This is a genomic window from Virgibacillus sediminis (genome assembly GCF_042643265.1).
Classification (GTDB): Bacteria; Bacillota; Bacilli; order Bacillales; family Amphibacillaceae; genus Virgibacillus_O; species Virgibacillus_O sediminis.
Map to the genome: position 1 here is coordinate 37,452 of NZ_JBHRRZ010000002.1, position 16,009 is coordinate 53,460.

The 16,009-nt window shown below is 46.3% G+C and carries 17 protein-coding genes, 1 tRNA gene and 1 riboswitch; of the genes, 13 read left to right on the top strand and 5 right to left on the bottom strand.

Going from position 1 to position 16,009, the window contains the following annotated elements; all coding sequences use genetic code 11:
- Positions 1-216: 216 nt before the first annotated feature.
- A tRNA-Ser gene (locus tag ACFODW_RS01190) sits at positions 217-309 on the bottom strand.
- A gap of 178 nt (positions 310-487) precedes the next feature.
- Here ACFODW_RS01190 and ACFODW_RS01195 point away from each other — a divergent pair.
- From ACFODW_RS01195 to ACFODW_RS01225, 7 genes are all read left to right on the top strand, one after another.
- Complete coding sequence (locus ACFODW_RS01195) at positions 488-1,075, top strand: DUF6241 domain-containing protein (RefSeq protein WP_390301687.1); 588 nt, start codon at positions 488-490, stop codon at positions 1,073-1,075.
- 93 nt (positions 1,076-1,168) lie between these two features.
- A complete protein-coding gene (locus ACFODW_RS01200) occupies positions 1,169-1,720 on the top strand; it encodes an NADPH-dependent FMN reductase (RefSeq protein ID WP_390301690.1) in 552 nt (183 codons plus the stop codon).
- 187 nt (positions 1,721-1,907) lie between these two features.
- Positions 1,908-2,420: a hypothetical protein gene (locus ACFODW_RS01205; protein ID WP_390301693.1), complete on the top strand. Its 513-nt coding sequence runs from the start codon at positions 1,908-1,910 to the stop codon at positions 2,418-2,420.
- Between the two features lie 297 nt (positions 2,421-2,717).
- Positions 2,718-3,506, top strand: a complete 789-nt coding sequence (locus tag ACFODW_RS01210; protein ID WP_390301696.1) for a transporter substrate-binding domain-containing protein — start codon at positions 2,718-2,720, stop codon at positions 3,504-3,506.
- A gap of 248 nt (positions 3,507-3,754) precedes the next feature.
- Positions 3,755-4,414, top strand: a complete 660-nt coding sequence (locus tag ACFODW_RS01215) for an amino acid ABC transporter permease (protein WP_390301699.1) — start codon at positions 3,755-3,757, stop codon at positions 4,412-4,414.
- Positions 4,411-5,133, top strand: coding sequence for an amino acid ABC transporter ATP-binding protein (locus ACFODW_RS01220; RefSeq protein WP_390301702.1), 723 nt, complete (start codon positions 4,411-4,413; stop codon positions 5,131-5,133). Before ACFODW_RS01215 ends, ACFODW_RS01220 begins: the two co-directional genes overlap by 4 nt.
- A gap of 58 nt (positions 5,134-5,191) precedes the next feature.
- Positions 5,192-5,470, top strand: a complete 279-nt coding sequence (locus ACFODW_RS01225; protein ID WP_390301705.1) for a hypothetical protein — start codon at positions 5,192-5,194, stop codon at positions 5,468-5,470.
- Between the two features lie 262 nt (positions 5,471-5,732).
- Here ACFODW_RS01225 and ACFODW_RS01230 read toward each other — a convergent pair whose 3' ends face one another.
- Positions 5,733-6,284 carry a YusW family protein gene (locus ACFODW_RS01230; protein ID WP_390301708.1) on the bottom strand — a complete coding sequence of 184 codons (552 nt, stop codon included), beginning with the start codon at positions 6,282-6,284 and terminating at the stop codon, positions 5,733-5,735.
- 166 nt (positions 6,285-6,450) lie between these two features.
- Between ACFODW_RS01230 and ACFODW_RS01235 the strand changes: the two genes are divergently transcribed.
- From ACFODW_RS01235 to ACFODW_RS01245, 3 genes are all read left to right on the top strand, one after another.
- Positions 6,451-7,368: an aldo/keto reductase gene (locus tag ACFODW_RS01235; RefSeq protein ID WP_390301712.1), complete on the top strand. Its 918-nt coding sequence runs from the start codon at positions 6,451-6,453 to the stop codon at positions 7,366-7,368.
- Between the two features lie 221 nt (positions 7,369-7,589).
- Complete coding sequence (thpD, locus tag ACFODW_RS01240) at positions 7,590-8,495, top strand: ectoine hydroxylase (protein ID WP_390301715.1); 906 nt, start codon at positions 7,590-7,592, stop codon at positions 8,493-8,495.
- Between the two features lie 273 nt (positions 8,496-8,768).
- Complete coding sequence (locus ACFODW_RS01245; RefSeq protein ID WP_390301718.1) at positions 8,769-10,202, top strand: MDR family MFS transporter; 1,434 nt, start codon at positions 8,769-8,771, stop codon at positions 10,200-10,202.
- 321 nt (positions 10,203-10,523) lie between these two features.
- On the opposite strand, the gene ACFODW_RS01250 is transcribed toward ACFODW_RS01245, so the two are convergent.
- Positions 10,524-10,856 carry a MerR family transcriptional regulator gene (locus ACFODW_RS01250; RefSeq protein WP_390301721.1) on the bottom strand — a complete coding sequence of 111 codons (333 nt, stop codon included), beginning with the start codon at positions 10,854-10,856 and terminating at the stop codon, positions 10,524-10,526.
- A 450-nt stretch (positions 10,857-11,306) separates the two neighbouring features.
- Between ACFODW_RS01250 and ACFODW_RS01255 the strand changes: the two genes are divergently transcribed.
- The 3 genes from ACFODW_RS01255 (at position 11,307) to ACFODW_RS01265 (ending at position 14,483) form a co-directional block, all read left to right on the top strand.
- Entirely contained in the window at positions 11,307-12,254 is a 948-nt protein-coding gene (locus ACFODW_RS01255; protein WP_390301724.1) for an MBL fold metallo-hydrolase, read from the top strand.
- Positions 12,255-12,327: 73 nt separating this feature from the next.
- Positions 12,328-12,429: riboswitch (purine riboswitch) on the top strand.
- A 171-nt stretch (positions 12,430-12,600) separates the two neighbouring features.
- Entirely contained in the window at positions 12,601-13,188 is a 588-nt protein-coding gene (locus ACFODW_RS01260) for a xanthine phosphoribosyltransferase (protein ID WP_390301727.1), read from the top strand.
- On the top strand, positions 13,185-14,483 hold the full coding sequence (locus ACFODW_RS01265) for a nucleobase:cation symporter-2 family protein (RefSeq protein WP_390301730.1): 1,299 nt from the start codon (positions 13,185-13,187) through the stop codon (positions 14,481-14,483). The genes ACFODW_RS01260 and ACFODW_RS01265 overlap by 4 nt, the downstream gene beginning before the upstream one ends.
- Before the next feature lie 43 nt (positions 14,484-14,526).
- Here the strand turns inward: ACFODW_RS01265 and ACFODW_RS01270 are convergent, their stop codons facing one another.
- Both ACFODW_RS01270 and ACFODW_RS01275 read right to left on the bottom strand, forming a co-directional pair.
- On the bottom strand, positions 14,527-15,318 hold the full coding sequence (locus ACFODW_RS01270) for a cytochrome c oxidase assembly protein (RefSeq protein WP_390301733.1): 792 nt from the start codon (positions 15,316-15,318) through the stop codon (positions 14,527-14,529).
- A 1-nt stretch (position 15,319) separates the two neighbouring features.
- Positions 15,320-15,811, bottom strand: a complete 492-nt coding sequence (locus tag ACFODW_RS01275; RefSeq protein ID WP_390301736.1) for a DUF2243 domain-containing protein — start codon at positions 15,809-15,811, stop codon at positions 15,320-15,322.
- Positions 15,812-16,009 lie beyond the last annotated feature (198 nt).

The following is a 16,009-nucleotide window of genomic DNA, read 5'->3' on the forward strand; positions in this document are numbered from 1 at the left end:
CAAAACAACCCTATCAACAGGCTGACAACAGCCATTGTCAGCGTGTTAATAGGGTACAAATTTTGTCCCAGGCTCTTGATAATTAGTATGCTATTTCTTATGTTTACAAGACCGGAACGGAACTGTTCAGAAGTCCCGGGAGTTTTTCTAACAAATTTTTTATCCATGCAGGATATTTATGTAAGCGTCTTGAATAATTACATACAAGATTTATAATGGCGGAGAAGGTGGGATTCGAACCCACGCGACGGTAACCCGTCCTAATGCATTTCGAGTGCATCCCCTTCAGCCGGACTTGGGTACTTCTCCCTAGTTGGATGGCGCAGTGCACGACGAACTGTGCTCTGCCTGATTGAAAACTACATAAGAAATAATAATCCTTTTTTGTGTTTTCTTCAAGGGGTTTGATGTGAATTCTTTATATTCGAAATTCGCCCCATGAGATTCTTGGTCATTTTATTAATAGGAAAGGAATGGAGGGTCTTACGTGAAAAAACCTATGCCCATTTTTGGGATTATTTTATTGTTGGCAAGTGCCGGACTGGCAGTTTTCCTGTGGCTGGAGACGGAAAAGGTGATAGAGGATCCGGCAGAGAGCGCATCAGCAGGCGAGGAAGCGGCAGAAGGAAGCCCTGCTGATGAAGGCCTGGAGAATGTCTCCGAACAACGGGAGAAAATCAAGGGAACGATCAGCGAGCAGGATCTTCAGGAATTTGAGGAGAGCGGACTGAACCCATTCGGGGAAGATAGGCCTTCTCACCAGTTATCGGATGGTCTGTTTCAAGAATATATTCATGGCATGTCCCATCAAAAGATAAAGGCAGAGAAGAAGTGGGGATTCTATGAGATCCATCCGCAACGGATCGACTGGCTGCTTGAGGGTCTGGACGAAGTGTCGCTTGACCATGAGGATGTTTACCGGGAAATCCTCCTTAAATGGAAGGAAGGGGACTTTTCTACGGCCGATGCAGACCATAATGCCATCTGGGAACTGCAGGGAGGAACTGTCGGAAAAGCCTATGGTGTCATGACTTTGGAAGAGGAACAGACATATTTGGAAAGTGAGAAAGAGTAAGCGGGTATGTGGATGTAAGCTGATTTCTTGCCTCCTTCGCAAGTATCTGTGAAAATGAAAACAGTACTTAATAGGAAATGGAGGAATGGAATTATGAAGATAGCAGCTATGGTGGGAAGCAACAGGAAGGATTCATACAATCGGCAATTAACTTCTTTTATGCAGAAAAGGTATGATGGGAAATTGGATATAGAGATCCTGCCTATCGACCAGCTGCCATTCTATAATCAGGATGAAGAACTGAATCCACCACAGATCGTAGAGGATCTCCGCAAAATCATTAAGGAGAGCGACGGTATTCTCATCGCGACTCCAGAATATAATGGAAGCATTTCAGGAATGCTGAAGAATGCTCTCGACTGGTTCTCCCGTGTCGATCAGGTAATGGTAAACAAACCGGCGATGGTGGTCGGAGCCAGTATGGGTGGCCTCGGCACAGTCAAAGCACAGCTTCAATTGCGCCAAATCCTCAATGCTCCTGGAATTGGCACATTGACACTTCCAGGAAATGAGGTTTATATCGGTTCGGTCCATGAAAAAATCGATGAAGATGGCAACCTTAAGGACGAGGAGACCATCAACTTCCTTGATAATGTAGTCGACAACTTTATCAATTGGACAGAAAAGACGAAGGTATATAGCTAAATGGGTTGATAAGGGCACGTTTCCGGTCATGTGACTGGAAACGTGTTTTTTTATTTTTATCCTTCTAAAGTCGGGAATTTATAGGATTTTGCCAAAATGTGTAAGATTTATTGTATAATCGAATTGGCCGGGGGCGTTCTTTATTCCGAGATGCTTCTAGGCAATTGAACTATGAGGAGGTCTATCCATGAAAAAATTGCTTATTCTGGCATTTCTCGTTCCTTTTATTCTAGCAGCATGTGGTAATGATGAAACCACGGACGAACCTGCAGAGAATGAACAGGAAGAGGAAACAGCCAATGAAGGTGTAGAGGAAGAACAGACGAATGAAGCAGAAGAGGCTAATGAAGTAGAAGAAGGAACGGATGAGCCGGAAAACAACGAGCAGGAAGCGGGAGAATCCGACAATAACGAAGAGGCTGCACAGGAAGAATCCAATGCAAATGAGGATGCAGAAGAGGAAACAAGCAATCAGCAGGAAGCCAATGATACTGGGGATCGTGTAGAAGCTACTTTCCAGGGACTGGCTGACTCTCATTCCATGGAAGTAAAAACTGCAGACGGAGTGGAAGTTGTTTCCTTTGCTCCAGAGGAATATGAATTATTGGGTGAGTTGTCTCCCGATACGAAAATTTCCTATGAATTGGAGCAAACGGAAGACGGAATGGAATACGCAAAAAATGTCGAAGTTATAGAGTAAACGCTGGGTTTCGCACTCAGGGCACGCTTTTAGTCAGATATGGCTGAAAGCGTGCTTTTTTATTGATGGTAGTTGGATTCAATATGGTTCATCTATCAGCATTTGCTAGTTATCAGCCAAATATAGGCGCTTTTATCCTATTAGACTATTGCTAGCAGGATTATTGAGGGTTCATTGCAAGAAATAACAGAAAAATCCGCTTTTTATTGCTGCTGATTTTTGGTATGATTAATATGTGTTTGTGAATAGACATACTTTTCTCATAGGTACAAATAATCAAACAAGGGGGAAATGATTATGAGAGAAAGAAAATGGTATGCAGCAATACTTATGCTGGGGCTTGTTCTTCTGTTGGCAGCTTGCGGCTCTGGGGAAGATGCAAGCGGGGAAGCAGAGGCAACGGCTGAATTGGAAGACAGTTATACAGTAGTTACTGACAACTCCTTTGTTCCATTTGAATTTATGAAAGACGGGGAACATGTTGGTTTCGATATCGATTTGATTAATGCTATCGCCGATGAAGCCGGTTTTGAGATAGAAATGGAAACTACCAACTTTGACGGAATCATACCTGGTCTGCAGACAGGCCAATTTGATATTGCGATTGCCGGAATCGGCATTACCGAAGAACGGAAAAAGAGCATTGACTACAGTGACCCTTACTTCGAATCCGGACTGGCCATCGGGGTAGCCGCAGATAATGAAGACATTAAAGGGATGGAAGACCTCGAAGGCAAAACCATTGCCACAAGAATGGGGTCCACCAGCTCCGCTTACATCAAAGAAAACATTGAGGGTGCTGAAGCCAATGAATACGAGCAGCTGGATCAAGCGTATATGGCTGTAGAAAACGGAAGTGCGGATGCTATTCTGTATGATGATCCGAATGTTCGTTACTATATTCAGACCTCCGGCGAGGGCAGCCTGAAAGTAGTTGGCGACTTGTACAAGGCGGAGGAATACGGAATTGCCGTGACAAAGGGCAAGGAAGAGCTGGTGGAAGCTATCAATACAGCACTTGCTGAACTGAGAGAGAACGGCACATATGATGAAATTTACGAGAAGTGGTTTGGTGCAGCAGAATAAGACAACTAATTGAATAAAGACGATCTAGGTATACTGCAACTCGTGAAGAGGGAAAATCGGAGGAGCCCATATGGATCTGGGTAAGCTGATATTTCCTTGAATGAATGCCTTTTTGGCACAAATTAAATGGTTTTTCCAAGTATGAAGGAACTTGGCTGTGTCGTGCCTATGCTCGTATGCAGCCAAGTTCCTTTATTGTTTTTGTAGAATAATAGAATTTTAGAATTTTGAGAGATAGAGGTGAGAGGATGTTTCGATTCGATTGGGCAGGAGTAATAGACTTCCTTCCACAGCTTGGCACTGGCTTGTATTATACACTTCTTATTTCCATTGCCGGCTTGCTGCTAGGTTTTGTGCTGGGGGCCATCTTCGGGCTGGGGAGAATATCCAAGAAGAAAATCATTTACGGTTTGTCATCCATTTATGTGGAAGTGATCAGGGGAACTCCGGTGCTTGTACAGGCCATCTGGATATTTTTCGCCATGCCGCTGATCACGGGCTATAACATGGAGTCGGTGACGGCCGGTATTATTGTCATCGCACTCAATTCAGGTGCATATATCGCAGAAATTGTCCGTGGTGCGGTGGATTCAGTGGACAAAGGACAGATGGAGGCGGGACGCTCCTTGGGGCTCGGGCATCGCCAGACCATGCGCTATATTATTTGGCCGCAGGCATTCAAGCGGATGATTCCGCCGCTCGGCAACCAGTTTATCATTAGTATTAAGGATACATCACTTTTATCGGTCATTCTTGTACCTGAGCTGATGTTCCAAGGAAGAATGATTGCCTCCAACTATTTTAATGCAGTGGAAATCTATACGGCAGTAGCAGTCTTCTACCTTGCCATTACACTGACATTGTCCTTTGTACTCCGGATAATAGAAAGAAGGTTGGATATCCAATGATTTCAGTAAAAGATTTGCACAAGAGCTTCGGAAAAACGGAAGTATTGAAAGGAATAGATTGTGAAATAGAGCAGAAGGAAGTGGTCTGTGTCATCGGGCCCAGCGGATCGGGCAAGAGTACATTCCTCCGCTGCCTCAACATGCTCGAGGAAATTACCGGCGGTGACGTGATTATCGACGGTGAGAGCCTCACCGACCCGAAAACGGATATCAATATGGTGCGTACGGAAGTAGGGATGGTGTTCCAGCAGTTCAATCTCTTTCCGCATAAGTCGGTCATCGAGAATATTATGCTTGCACCATTAAAGGTAAGGAAAATTACCAAAGATGAGGCACGTAAAAGAGGAATGGACCTGCTGGCAAAGGTCGGCCTCTCCGATAAAGCAGAACAATATCCAAGTCAGCTATCCGGCGGGCAGCAACAGAGGGTGGCCATCGCCAGAGCATTGGCAATGGAACCGAAAGCCATGCTCTTCGATGAACCGACCTCCGCACTCGACCCCGAGCTCGTCGGTGAAGTGCTGGAAGTAATGAAGCAGCTTGCACAAGAGGGAATGACCATGGTGGTTGTCACCCATGAAATGGGATTCGCCAGGGAAGTCGGCGACCGTGTGCTGTTCATGGATCAGGGTATTATTATGGAAGAAGGCGACCCGGAGCAAATTTTCACCAATCCGCAGTCGGAGAGAACACAGGAATTCCTGAATAAGATTTTATAAAAGGGAGCAGGCACTGGCAGGCCTGCTCTTTTTTGATGGAGTTGTAGTGGAGTGGGGGGTGCGTGGAATCGGCGGGAGAGCTGGTTTATCGGCAGTTCGCGTGCGTAATCAGCAGGAGCGTGGATTTATCGGCAGCACGCTCATGGAATCAGCGGGAGGGCAGATTTATCGGCGTCACGCTCTGGGAATTGGCGGGAGAGCAGATTTATCAGCATCACGCTCTGGGAATCAGCAGGAGCGCAGAATAATCAGCAGCACGCTCGTGGAATCGGCAGGAGGACAGGTTTATCCCGTACGATTCAGGGAGCACCCCCTCCTACCTCAATCAATGTCATAAAAAGAGGTTGTGACATATCTAAACGTTTAACTTTATAGGCAACAATAATCTAAATTAGCGGAGGAAATACACGTAGACTCCAGCGGGAGGAAAGGCATAGGTGAGACCCCACAGTGCGTTAGCACGAGGAGGCTCACCAGCCGCCCGCGAAAAGCGAAGTGTATTTTCCGAAGCGGTTTATATCCACTAATCAAATTATCTAGTTAGTTTGCATTTATCCCTGGATTAAACACTTTTGTCCCAACCTCTATACATCTTTCACTTAACTCCGTTCATAATCTAATTCATTGTCGTCGGTGAATTCAATTTCCAGTTCGACTTCTTCTGCGTCGTCAGGAACATTGAATGCTTTTGCTACTTCTTGTGCTACTTCTTCTTCCGGAGTGCTGGAATCAAAGTTGAATTCTGAAAAGATGCTGTCCAGCTCTTCCATTGCGTCATCGCCTGCTAGTTGTACACCGCCATTATTATCTTTATAGGAAGCTTCTGTTTCATCGGTTTCATGTTCGTATTCTACTTCAATTGCATCGCGGGTTCCTTCTACGTCAGCTTCGAGGCTGAAGTGCTTGAATTCGTATGGTGGTTCAGATGGTGGATCACTCACCTCATCCGATTCGGTGATCTCATCGATAGATCCCTGGTTTTCGGAAGCATTATCCGAGCCGGCGCTGTCATTCGCTTGACCGCTTTCTTCGGTAGTCTCTACTTCTGCTTGTTCTTCCGGGATTCCTTCTTCAGCTTGGTCATTATTCCCGCAGGCTGCCAGTAAAAAGGTAAGTATGATAAGTGCTCCGAGGCTTTTCAGTTTCGACATCCGCTATCTCTCCTGTCTATGATTTGTTTTTACATTAGTAGTATTGCCTTTCCATTTTTCTATTAAACTTCGTACGAACTCCATATATGGGGGCAGGCATTCCCACAGAACTTTCCTTCTGTGAGTGTTAAAATGGCAGTAAATTAGAGGAAAGTAGGGTGTGTACATGAAGAAAATGCAGCTTGGCACCAGCGGGGTGGAGGTTTCCAATATTGCTTTGGGATGTATGAACATGGGAAAAGAATCAGTGGAAAAGGCTGAGAAAACCATCCGCGAGGCGTTAGAGCTTGGAGTGGATTTGTTTGATCATGCAGATATTTATGCAGGCGGTCTGTCCGAGGAAGTCTTTGCTAAAGCAATAAATATGAATTCTTCTGTACGTGAGAGGTTTAAGATTCAGACAAAAACGGGTATACGAAAAGGGTTCTACGATTTTTCGAAGGAACATATACTGAGGTCGGTGGAAGATAGCCTGCGCAGGTTACATACCGATCATGTGGATGTCCTTCTTCTTCACCGCCCCGATACATTGGTAGAGCCGGAGGAGGTGGCAGAGGCATTTGATAAGCTTTACACAAGTGGGAAGGTGAAGCACTTTGGGGTCAGTAATCATAACCCCATGCAGATTGAATTATTGAACAAATACGTAGAACAGGATTTAATTGTCAATCAGCTCCAGTTCAGTGTGATGCATACGGGGATGATTGATAAAGGGCTGCAGGTGAACACCAGGCATGACAATAGCCTGGACCGGGATGGAAGTGTCCTTGATTACAGCAGGCTGCATGATATGACGATCCAGGCTTGGTCACCATTCCGTTATGGAGTATTTGAAGGATTCTTCCTGGATAATGAAGCATTTCCTGAGTTGAATGATAAGCTTCAGGAAATTGGTGATCGTTATGGGGTCAGCAAATCGGCTGCAGCCATTGCTTGGATTCTTCGTCACCCGGCAGGGATCCAGCCTATCGTAGGTACGATGACGCCGGAACGGCTGAAGAAGATCAGTGCGGCGTCAGAACTCGAGATTACCCGGCAGGAGTGGTATGAAATTTATCGCGCGGCCGGAAATGGCCTGCCATAATTTTTACATGGTTGGTCTTTAGCACCCGGAAAAAGCCCGGGGATTTTTTACAACGATTAATTTCCTATTTTTTTAAACTTTTTTTATATTAGGTGTTTACATTTTAAATAGCTATGTTATCATGTCGGTATACAGGGAATTTCCTCTATGTATGCCGGAAATTGGGAATACATGCTACAGATTCAAGAGCGTGAAAATTTTTTTAAAGAGGAGCGGGTATCATGCAAGATCTTTATCCTTCAAGAAAAAATGACACATTTAAGATTCTGGAAAGAAAAGACCCTGTAATCCATACGGACCGATCCAAAGATGATCAGGCTCCTATATCAAAAGAACAGTTGGATTCTTATGAAAAGAATGGGTTTTTGCAGGTGACAGACATCTTCTCCGATGAGGAAGTGGCTGATATGCAGAAAGCCATTTTTGAGTTGCAGGATGATACTAAAGGAGTGGAATCCGATAAAGTGATCCGTGAACCGGAAAGCGACGATATCCGGTCCATCTTCCATGTGCATCATGACGACAACTACTTCCAAAAAGTGGCGAATGACCAGCGTATTCTTGACATTGTCAATCATCTGCTTGGAAGTGATGTATACGTACATCAATCCCGTATCAATTACAAACCGGGATTCAAAGGGAAAGAATTCGACTGGCATTCCGATTTTGAAACTTGGCATGTAGAGGACGGTATGCCGCGGATGAGAGCGGTGAGTGTTTCCATCGCTTTATCAGACAACTATACGTTCAACGGTCCGCTGATGCTGATTCCTGGATCTCAGAACTACTACATCAGCTGTGCAGGTGAAACTCCGGATGATAACTATAAAGAGTCCCTGAAGAAACAGAAATTGGGAGTTCCGGATGAGGACAGCCTGCGCTTTCTAACCGAAACAGGCGGCGGTATCTCCGTGCCTACCGGTAAAGCTGGTTCCATCACATTGTTCGAGAGCAATACCATGCACGGTTCCACTAGCAATATGACTCCATATCCACGTAATAATCTGTTTATGGTATATAACAGTGTGGAAAATAGGCTGGTAGATCCGTATTCAGGAGGAAAGCCGCGTCCAGAGTATATTGCTGTACGTGAAAGCGGTGTTGGCGCACTCGCCGGCAGCAACTAAGTCATAAGCGGCAGTAACTAAGATAGAGAGGAAATGAACCTGACATATAAACATCGGCATACAACTTTAAGCTGCTCCCCCTTGGAGCAGCTCTTTTTTTGCATCGAGTAACCGCCGGCTGAATTAGTGGAAGGATCGATGATTGAGTAAGTTTCTGGAGGGGTATTATTTTTTATGTTACTATGTAGAACGCGGCTTGGCTGGCTATGTATGGCTAAGTTTGCTTCGGGCTAAATTACTTTATGCAAATACATAAGAGAAAGAAGGTAAACTATGGGGAACAATAGTATACCGGGAGAGGAACCTTCCATTCAAAAGGTTCCCATAATGATTGTGCTGATTTCCGGGGCATTTGTGGCTATCCTCAACCAGACGCTGCTGGGAACGGCGCTCCCGCACATTATGGAGGATTTGCAACTCGACGCAGCGACTGCACAATGGCTGCAATCCATATTCATGCTGGTCAATGGCATCATGATACCGGTGACTGCATTTTTGATTGAACGGTTTACCACGAGGGCTCTTTTCCTCACAGCGATCGGTACGTTTACGGTAGGAACCTTGCTTTGTGCCGTTTCCCCTAATTTTGGCTTTCTGCTTTCAGGAAGAATCCTGCAGGCTGCCGGGGCGGGGATCATTATGCCGCTTATGCAGACCATCGTGATGCTTATTTTCCCTGTAGAGAAGAGGGGGACTGCGATGGGATTCTTCGGATTGGTTATTGCTTTTGCACCGGCAATCGGCCCGACTTTATCCGGGTGGATTGTAGAGGAGTATCCGTGGCGGACTTTGTTCTATATGATGCTTCCTATTGCTATTATTGATATACTGATTGCTTATTTTGTCTTGAAGAACGTGACAAAGCGTACATTTCCGAAGTTGGATATCTTATCAATCATCCTTTCCACTCTCGGTTTTGGAGGGCTCTTGTATGGCTTCAGTGCTGCCGGCAGCACAGGCTGGATGAGTGGTCCTGTAGTCATATCCATGCTGGTCGGGGCTGTCAGCCTTGTGATATTCATTAATAGGCAATACCAACTGAAACAGCCGATGCTTGAGTTTCGGATCTTCAAATATCGTATCTTCACCTTGACGACGGTGCTCGGCATGGTCACATTCATGGCCATGATTGGAGCGGCTGTCGTGCTGCCGTTGTATGTACAGAGCATGCTTGGCTATACAGCGTTTGAATCAGGGCTGATGCTGATGCCTGGTGCGATTCTTATGGGGCTGATGAACCCGGTGACAGGAAGGTTATTTGACCGATTTGGTGCCAGATACCTTTCCATTATCGGGTTATCCTTGATTGTAATCACCACCTTTATGCTGACCGTGCTGACGGTCGAGACGTCCTTGACCTATCTGGCGGCCGTCCATGCATTCCGGATGCTTGGGGTGGCTATGGTGATGATGCCTGTCACGACGGCGGGCTTGAATGATCTGCCGCCGAACCTGATTCCGCATGGGACCGCTCTGAATAATACAATGCGTCAGGTGTCCGGGGCCATTGGTACGGCACTGCCGATTACCATTATGTCCACTGCGGCCATTCCGGAAGAAGGGGTCAGCGGTATGATCCACGGGGTCAACGTCTCCTTCATTTTTGCAGGAGTCACGGCACTCGTCGGCTTGGTCATTTCCTTCTTTATCAAAAACCCGGCACGGGAAAAAGAGGAGCAGCAGTCCATCCAGTCATGGAGAAAATAAATGGCCAGAAAGCGGGCAGGGAGCAGATCTCTGTCCGCTTATTCTATATGAGTTGATTCATAAGCAGGAATAGCTACATCCAGTCAGCGGCAGTTCTCCATGTGGGTAAGACGTATATTCCTCCATACATTTGTTTATACTGTGTTTTAATAGCTCCCTTCGTATTGCGGCTCTGATCTGGTTTCGATTAACCCGCGGAATAACGAATGAGGAGCTATTTTCGTTCTGGATAACTTTATCTCCAGTGGGATGGATGGGTACATCAGGGGTACCAGGAAGTGAAGCGGACTCCCAGTGTGGGGAGAAAAGTGTGCAAGCCGTTTAGGGAGCGCTCCTGCCGTTGTGCTGAGATTTTCGTATGTTGAAATGGGCATTCAGCTGCCCGCGGAGCATCTCATCCCGCAAGTGTTTCGAACTTTTCTTCTTCAGGATATCCCTCTTGATCTCTTGCGTCTGAACTCCCTCCTCGCGCTTATCGGCAATTTTCATTAACAACTCGATATCTGAAAACGAATACTTTCTTGTGCCTCGTTTGCTCCGTGCTGGAAAGATCAGTCCCCTTTCTTCATAGTAGCGGATTTTTCTTTCCGATAATCCGGTAAGCTCATGAACAATCCCGATGGTAATAACTTTCTTTTCCCGGTAACTAGTCACTGCTTTCTCCCTTTCCTTATCTAATAATTTAGGGCTGCATTTTGCCTCCTTTTGCGTCAGATAAATTCACATTGGCAAGTTCTTTTGCAAGATGTGCCATTTCTGTTCATGTGCTTCTCCAAAAGTTCGCTGATGCTATGGGGAAGGATTTTTAAAGACTTCACTTCTTCTATCGTTTCCCGCAGACGGTGGTTTCCCTACCCGCCACCTCCAACGGAACGGGTGATAGTTGATAATTCTCTATTCTCAATTATCAGTCTAATGTAATTTTCTAGACCTGTCATCTTTTATGTAAGAAAATCTTACAAACATAAAATAGCTCTGCAAAATAATCAGCGTATTTTCATGGGCGGATAATCGCATTGTCTTGCAATCAGGTATGGAAGCGGTAAAATATAGGGGGGAGAACATATTTTACATATTTTGATGAATGGGGAGAGGGAAAGTTTTATGTTGGAAGAAATAAGGAAAGGCATCTATCGTCTCGCCGTCCGATTTCCTCGGGGTAAAGAGAAGACGAATTGTTATTTAATAGAAGGAAAAAGCGGTTATACGGTAGTAGATACTGGTATATATTCCGAATCTGCCATCCAGACATGGAAAGATGTCATGGACTCAGGCATCCACGTGGAAAAGGTGGTGCTTACCCATGTCCATCAGGATCATATTGGGTTGGCTGCCTGGTTCCAGCGGGAGACCGGGGTGCCTGTTATTATCTCGGAGCAGGGATATCAGGTCATGAAGAAGCTGCGGTCTGCGGCTAATATCGAGCGGCTGAACCATATTCTTCCCAAACATGGCGGGCCAAGGCTGAAATCGGATGCTATGAAAGATGACTCGTTTATTTATGATCTGGAGCCGGATCAATTATTCAGTGAAGGCGAGTCTCTTCGCCTGGGAGATGAGGAATATGAGGCAATTTGGACACCGGGGCATGCGCCTGATCATTTTTGTTTTTATAACAGGGAGAGACAGCTGATGATCGCCGGAGATCATATCCTGAAGAAAATTTCTCCAGTGATTGGATTATGGGAAGGGGAAGAAGGAAATCCTCTGAAAGACTATTACCGATCCCTTGACCTTATCGAGCCTTATCAAGTGGTTCTTGCATTGCCTGGGCATGGAGAAATGATTGAAAATTTCCGGGAGAGGGTGCGTGAGACAAAGCGGAAACATGATCAGCGGCTGGATCAGGTCCTTTCCCTGGTCCAAGACAAGCCGGTGACAGCTGGCGAAGTATGCCGGAAAATCTATGGGGAGGGAAGTTTCCCCTCCATGACCAGCATGTTCATGGCCAGTCTGACTCGTCTTATTTATTTGGAGGAAGAGGGAAGGCTGCAGCGGTCAGAAGTGGACGGTGTCTATCATTTCCGGATTGCAGAGAGTGAGGAAAACTAACCCCTTCAATTGTGTGAATCCTCTTACTATTTTGATCGGGGTTGTTTTTACAAATTCCCATGCTATACTGAAAACAATTCAATAAAGGCATTTTCATATAATCGCGGGGATATGGCCTGCAAGTTTCTACCGGTTTACCGTAAATGAACCGACTATGGAAAGCATTTGTGTGAGTGGGGGCGTCTCTTCGGGGGCACCGTCATTCCTATTGTTTTTTCGGTTATCAACAGCCCGAAAAGCTTGCTTTTACCATAGTGATGGTAGAAGCAGACTTTTCGGGCTTTTTCTATTGCTGCGATAGGAAATGCAATGATGTACAACTTGATCAGAAAGAAAGGGGATTATCATGGAAAGACTGAAGCAGAAAATCATGCAGGAAGGAAATGTCCTGTCCGACTCGGTGCTGAAAGTGGATGCATTCTTGAACCATCAGATCGACCCGGTCCTTATGCAGGAGATCGGGGAGGAATTCGCCGGCCGGTTTGCGGGAGCGGGTGTTACGAAGATACTCACCCTGGAATCATCCGGAATAGCTCCTTCCGTAATGGCAGGGCTGAGCATGGGGGTGCCGGTTGTCTTTGCGAGAAAGAAAAAGTCATTAACATTGATGGATGATCTGTATTCGGCTGAAGTCTATTCTTATACCAAGAGGGAAAGCAATGAAATCTCCATTTCTAAAGAATATATCGGCCCTGAGGATACCGTCCTCATTATTGATGACTTTTTAGCGAATGGGCAGGCAGCATTGGGGCTGATGAAACTGGTTGAGCGGGCAGGAGCGAAGTCGGCAGGTATTGGAATCGTCATTGAGAAAGGTTTCCAGGAAGGCGGCGGGGAGCTTCGGAAGAGTGGTGTCCGTGTAGAGTCTCTGGCAATCATTGAATCTCTAAAACAGGGGAATATCCTATTCAGCAAAGAGGAGGCAACAGTATGAAAACAGCAGCATTAGGAATTCAGCACGTATTGGCCATGTACGCAGGGGCTATCCTTGTACCATTGATTGTGGGTGGTGCTTTAGGGTTGACCTCGGCTCAGCTCACGTACCTTGTTGGTATAGATATTTTGATGTGCGGGGTAGCCACTCTACTGCAGGTCGTCAAGAACCGCTACTTCGGGATTGGACTTCCTGTTGTGCTAGGGTGTACGTTCACGGCAGTAGGGCCGATGATTGCCATCGGCGGGGAATTTGGAATTTCCGCTGTTTATGGTGCAATCATTGTCTCTGGTTTATTCGTGATCCTGATCAGCAAGTTTTTTGGCAAACTCGTCCGCTTTTTCCCGCCGGTGGTGACCGGTACGGTTGTTACGATCATCGGTATTACATTGATCCCTGTAGCCATCAATGATATGGGAGGAGGCCAGGGTGCCAGCGATTTTGGTTCTTTATCCAATATTTCACTATCTTTCGGGACTCTTTTATTCATTATTCTAATGTACCGTTTTACGAAAGGATTCATCCGCTCCATTTCCATTTTGCTGGGCCTCATTTTTGGTACGGCGGCTGCAACATTCATGGGTATGGTCGATTTCACTGCTGTAGGAGAGGCATCCTACTTCCATATCGCCCAGCCATTCTACTTTGGCATGCCTACCTTTGAATGGTCGGCTATTGTGACAATGATTCTGGTAGCGATGGTGTCCTTAGTAGAGTCTTCCGGTGTATATTTTGCACTAGGGGATATTACGGAGAAGGAACTAGAACAGAAGGATTTATCAAGGGGATACCGGGCAGAAGGGATTGCCATTCTCCTCGGAGGGATTTTCAATGCATTTCCATATACGGCTTTTTCCCAGAATGTCGGCCTCATCCAGATGACTGGCGTGAAATCCATACGGGTTATCTTTGTAGCAGCCTTTATGCTGATCGGGCTTGGACTTGTACCGAAAATTGCCGCCCTGACTACCATCATTCCTACGCCAGTATTGGGCGGAGCGATGATTGCCATGTTCGGGATGGTTATTTCCCAGGGAATAAAAATGCTCAGCAGAGTTCTTCCTAATTCTCCGGAAAACTCCATGATTGTCGCCTGTTCTGTCGGTATGGGGCTTGGGGTTACGGTGGTTCCAGAAATATTTGCTGCGTTCCCTTCAAGCATCCAGATCCTTACTAGCAATGGCATTGTAGCTGGTAGTGCAACGGCCATTATCTTGAATATCGTATTTAACATGCTTCCTTCTGCTTCAAAGGCAGACAAGCAGCATACGGTTGTTTTGAAGAAGGAAGCCTGATGATGAAAAAACAGCAACCCCTTTGTCGGGATTGCTGTTTTTTCTATGTGCTGGCCGGGATATCTTTGTTTCTGCTTGTTTCCTTGGGGGCTGCAGCTTGATACCAGTGATAGCATAGGATAAGAATAATCAGAATGTCCACTGCATCGCCTCCATAATACATCAGCATTCCGCCTGTTTCTGCTTCAGCGCGAGGGACGCCTTCAGGCGGGTGGGCATAGATATGTTTCGATAAAATGCCGTGGGCGGCGAGTGCGAGCACCAAGATGATGCTGCGGTATAAATAGCTGGTGCGGTGCGGGATCGGCTCCACATAAATCATGGATACGGTAAACAAGTAGCCTGCCAGGAAAATATGCAGATGAATCAGGATGTGCAGGAGGATGCTCTCATGCATCATGCGGAACAGATCTGTCGTATAAAGAACCCATAGCCCGCCGAGATTTACGGTTGCTGTGACAGCGGGATTGCTCAAGATGGCGAGTATCCTGCTGCGCAGAAGCCGGGAGAGCTGTTTTGCCCGCTGGACAGGCAGAGAGCGGAGCAGCAGCTTTACCGGGGCACCGAGCGCCATCAAAAGCGGGCCGAGCATTCCGAGCAGCAGATGCCCTGCCATATGCATCCGGAAGTCGGCATGGGCAAGCTGTGCCAATGGGCCGGCAACGGAAATGAAACAGAGCAGGGTTCCGCTAATCCAGAGCATGGTACGATAAACCGGCCAATCCCTGCCTCTTTTGCTGGAAATGATAAGCAAGCCTATGTAAATCAACAGTGCGGCCGTAAATGGGACGGCCAGTATCCATTCTGCGGCAGCCGGCAAATGATGATGCTGCATATCAGCGGATACTCCCTTTTTTTAATTTCCTTGTCTGAAGCACAATGATTATCCCGATGATCAGGATGACTGCGGCAGTGATATTCCATGCCAAATCATACATCAAAAGATTATCGGTATCATAGCGGATTTGGTGAATACGCATCAGTTTATGCTGCACGATGCCGTCATAGAGGTTGAATGCCCCGAGTCCAAGAAGGACACCGCCAATCCATCTCTTTGTCCACCAAGCGTTTTTGCGCCGGAGATCGGCGACCATGAATAGAGAACCTACAGTGGCAAACCAGCTGAACGCGTGGAACAACCCGTCAGACAGGAGACCGACCTGGGTCGTCGATCTATCGTAGAAATGGTGCCAGCCCAGCAGCTGGTGGAAAATCACCTCGTCCAAAAATGCAACAAGGCCCAATCCGAAAAGAATGCCGGACCAGAAGTTGCGGTCGAAGTATTTGATTTTCGGTGAGATGGAAAATTTATTGTCGACAACACCCATTAGCTATCCGCCTCCTTTCCGCCGTTTTTCTTCATTGTACCCCGCTTTGTCTGGGGTTAAACGGGCAGGAGGTTGTAAGGCCAAGAGTGTAGTATATAGAAAATTGGATATTTACTGAATCCTTTTCCGTGGTCGAACGTAGAATGACTATACCGGTTTTCAAATGGCCGGTATAGTCATTTTAAAAAGGGGCGGGTT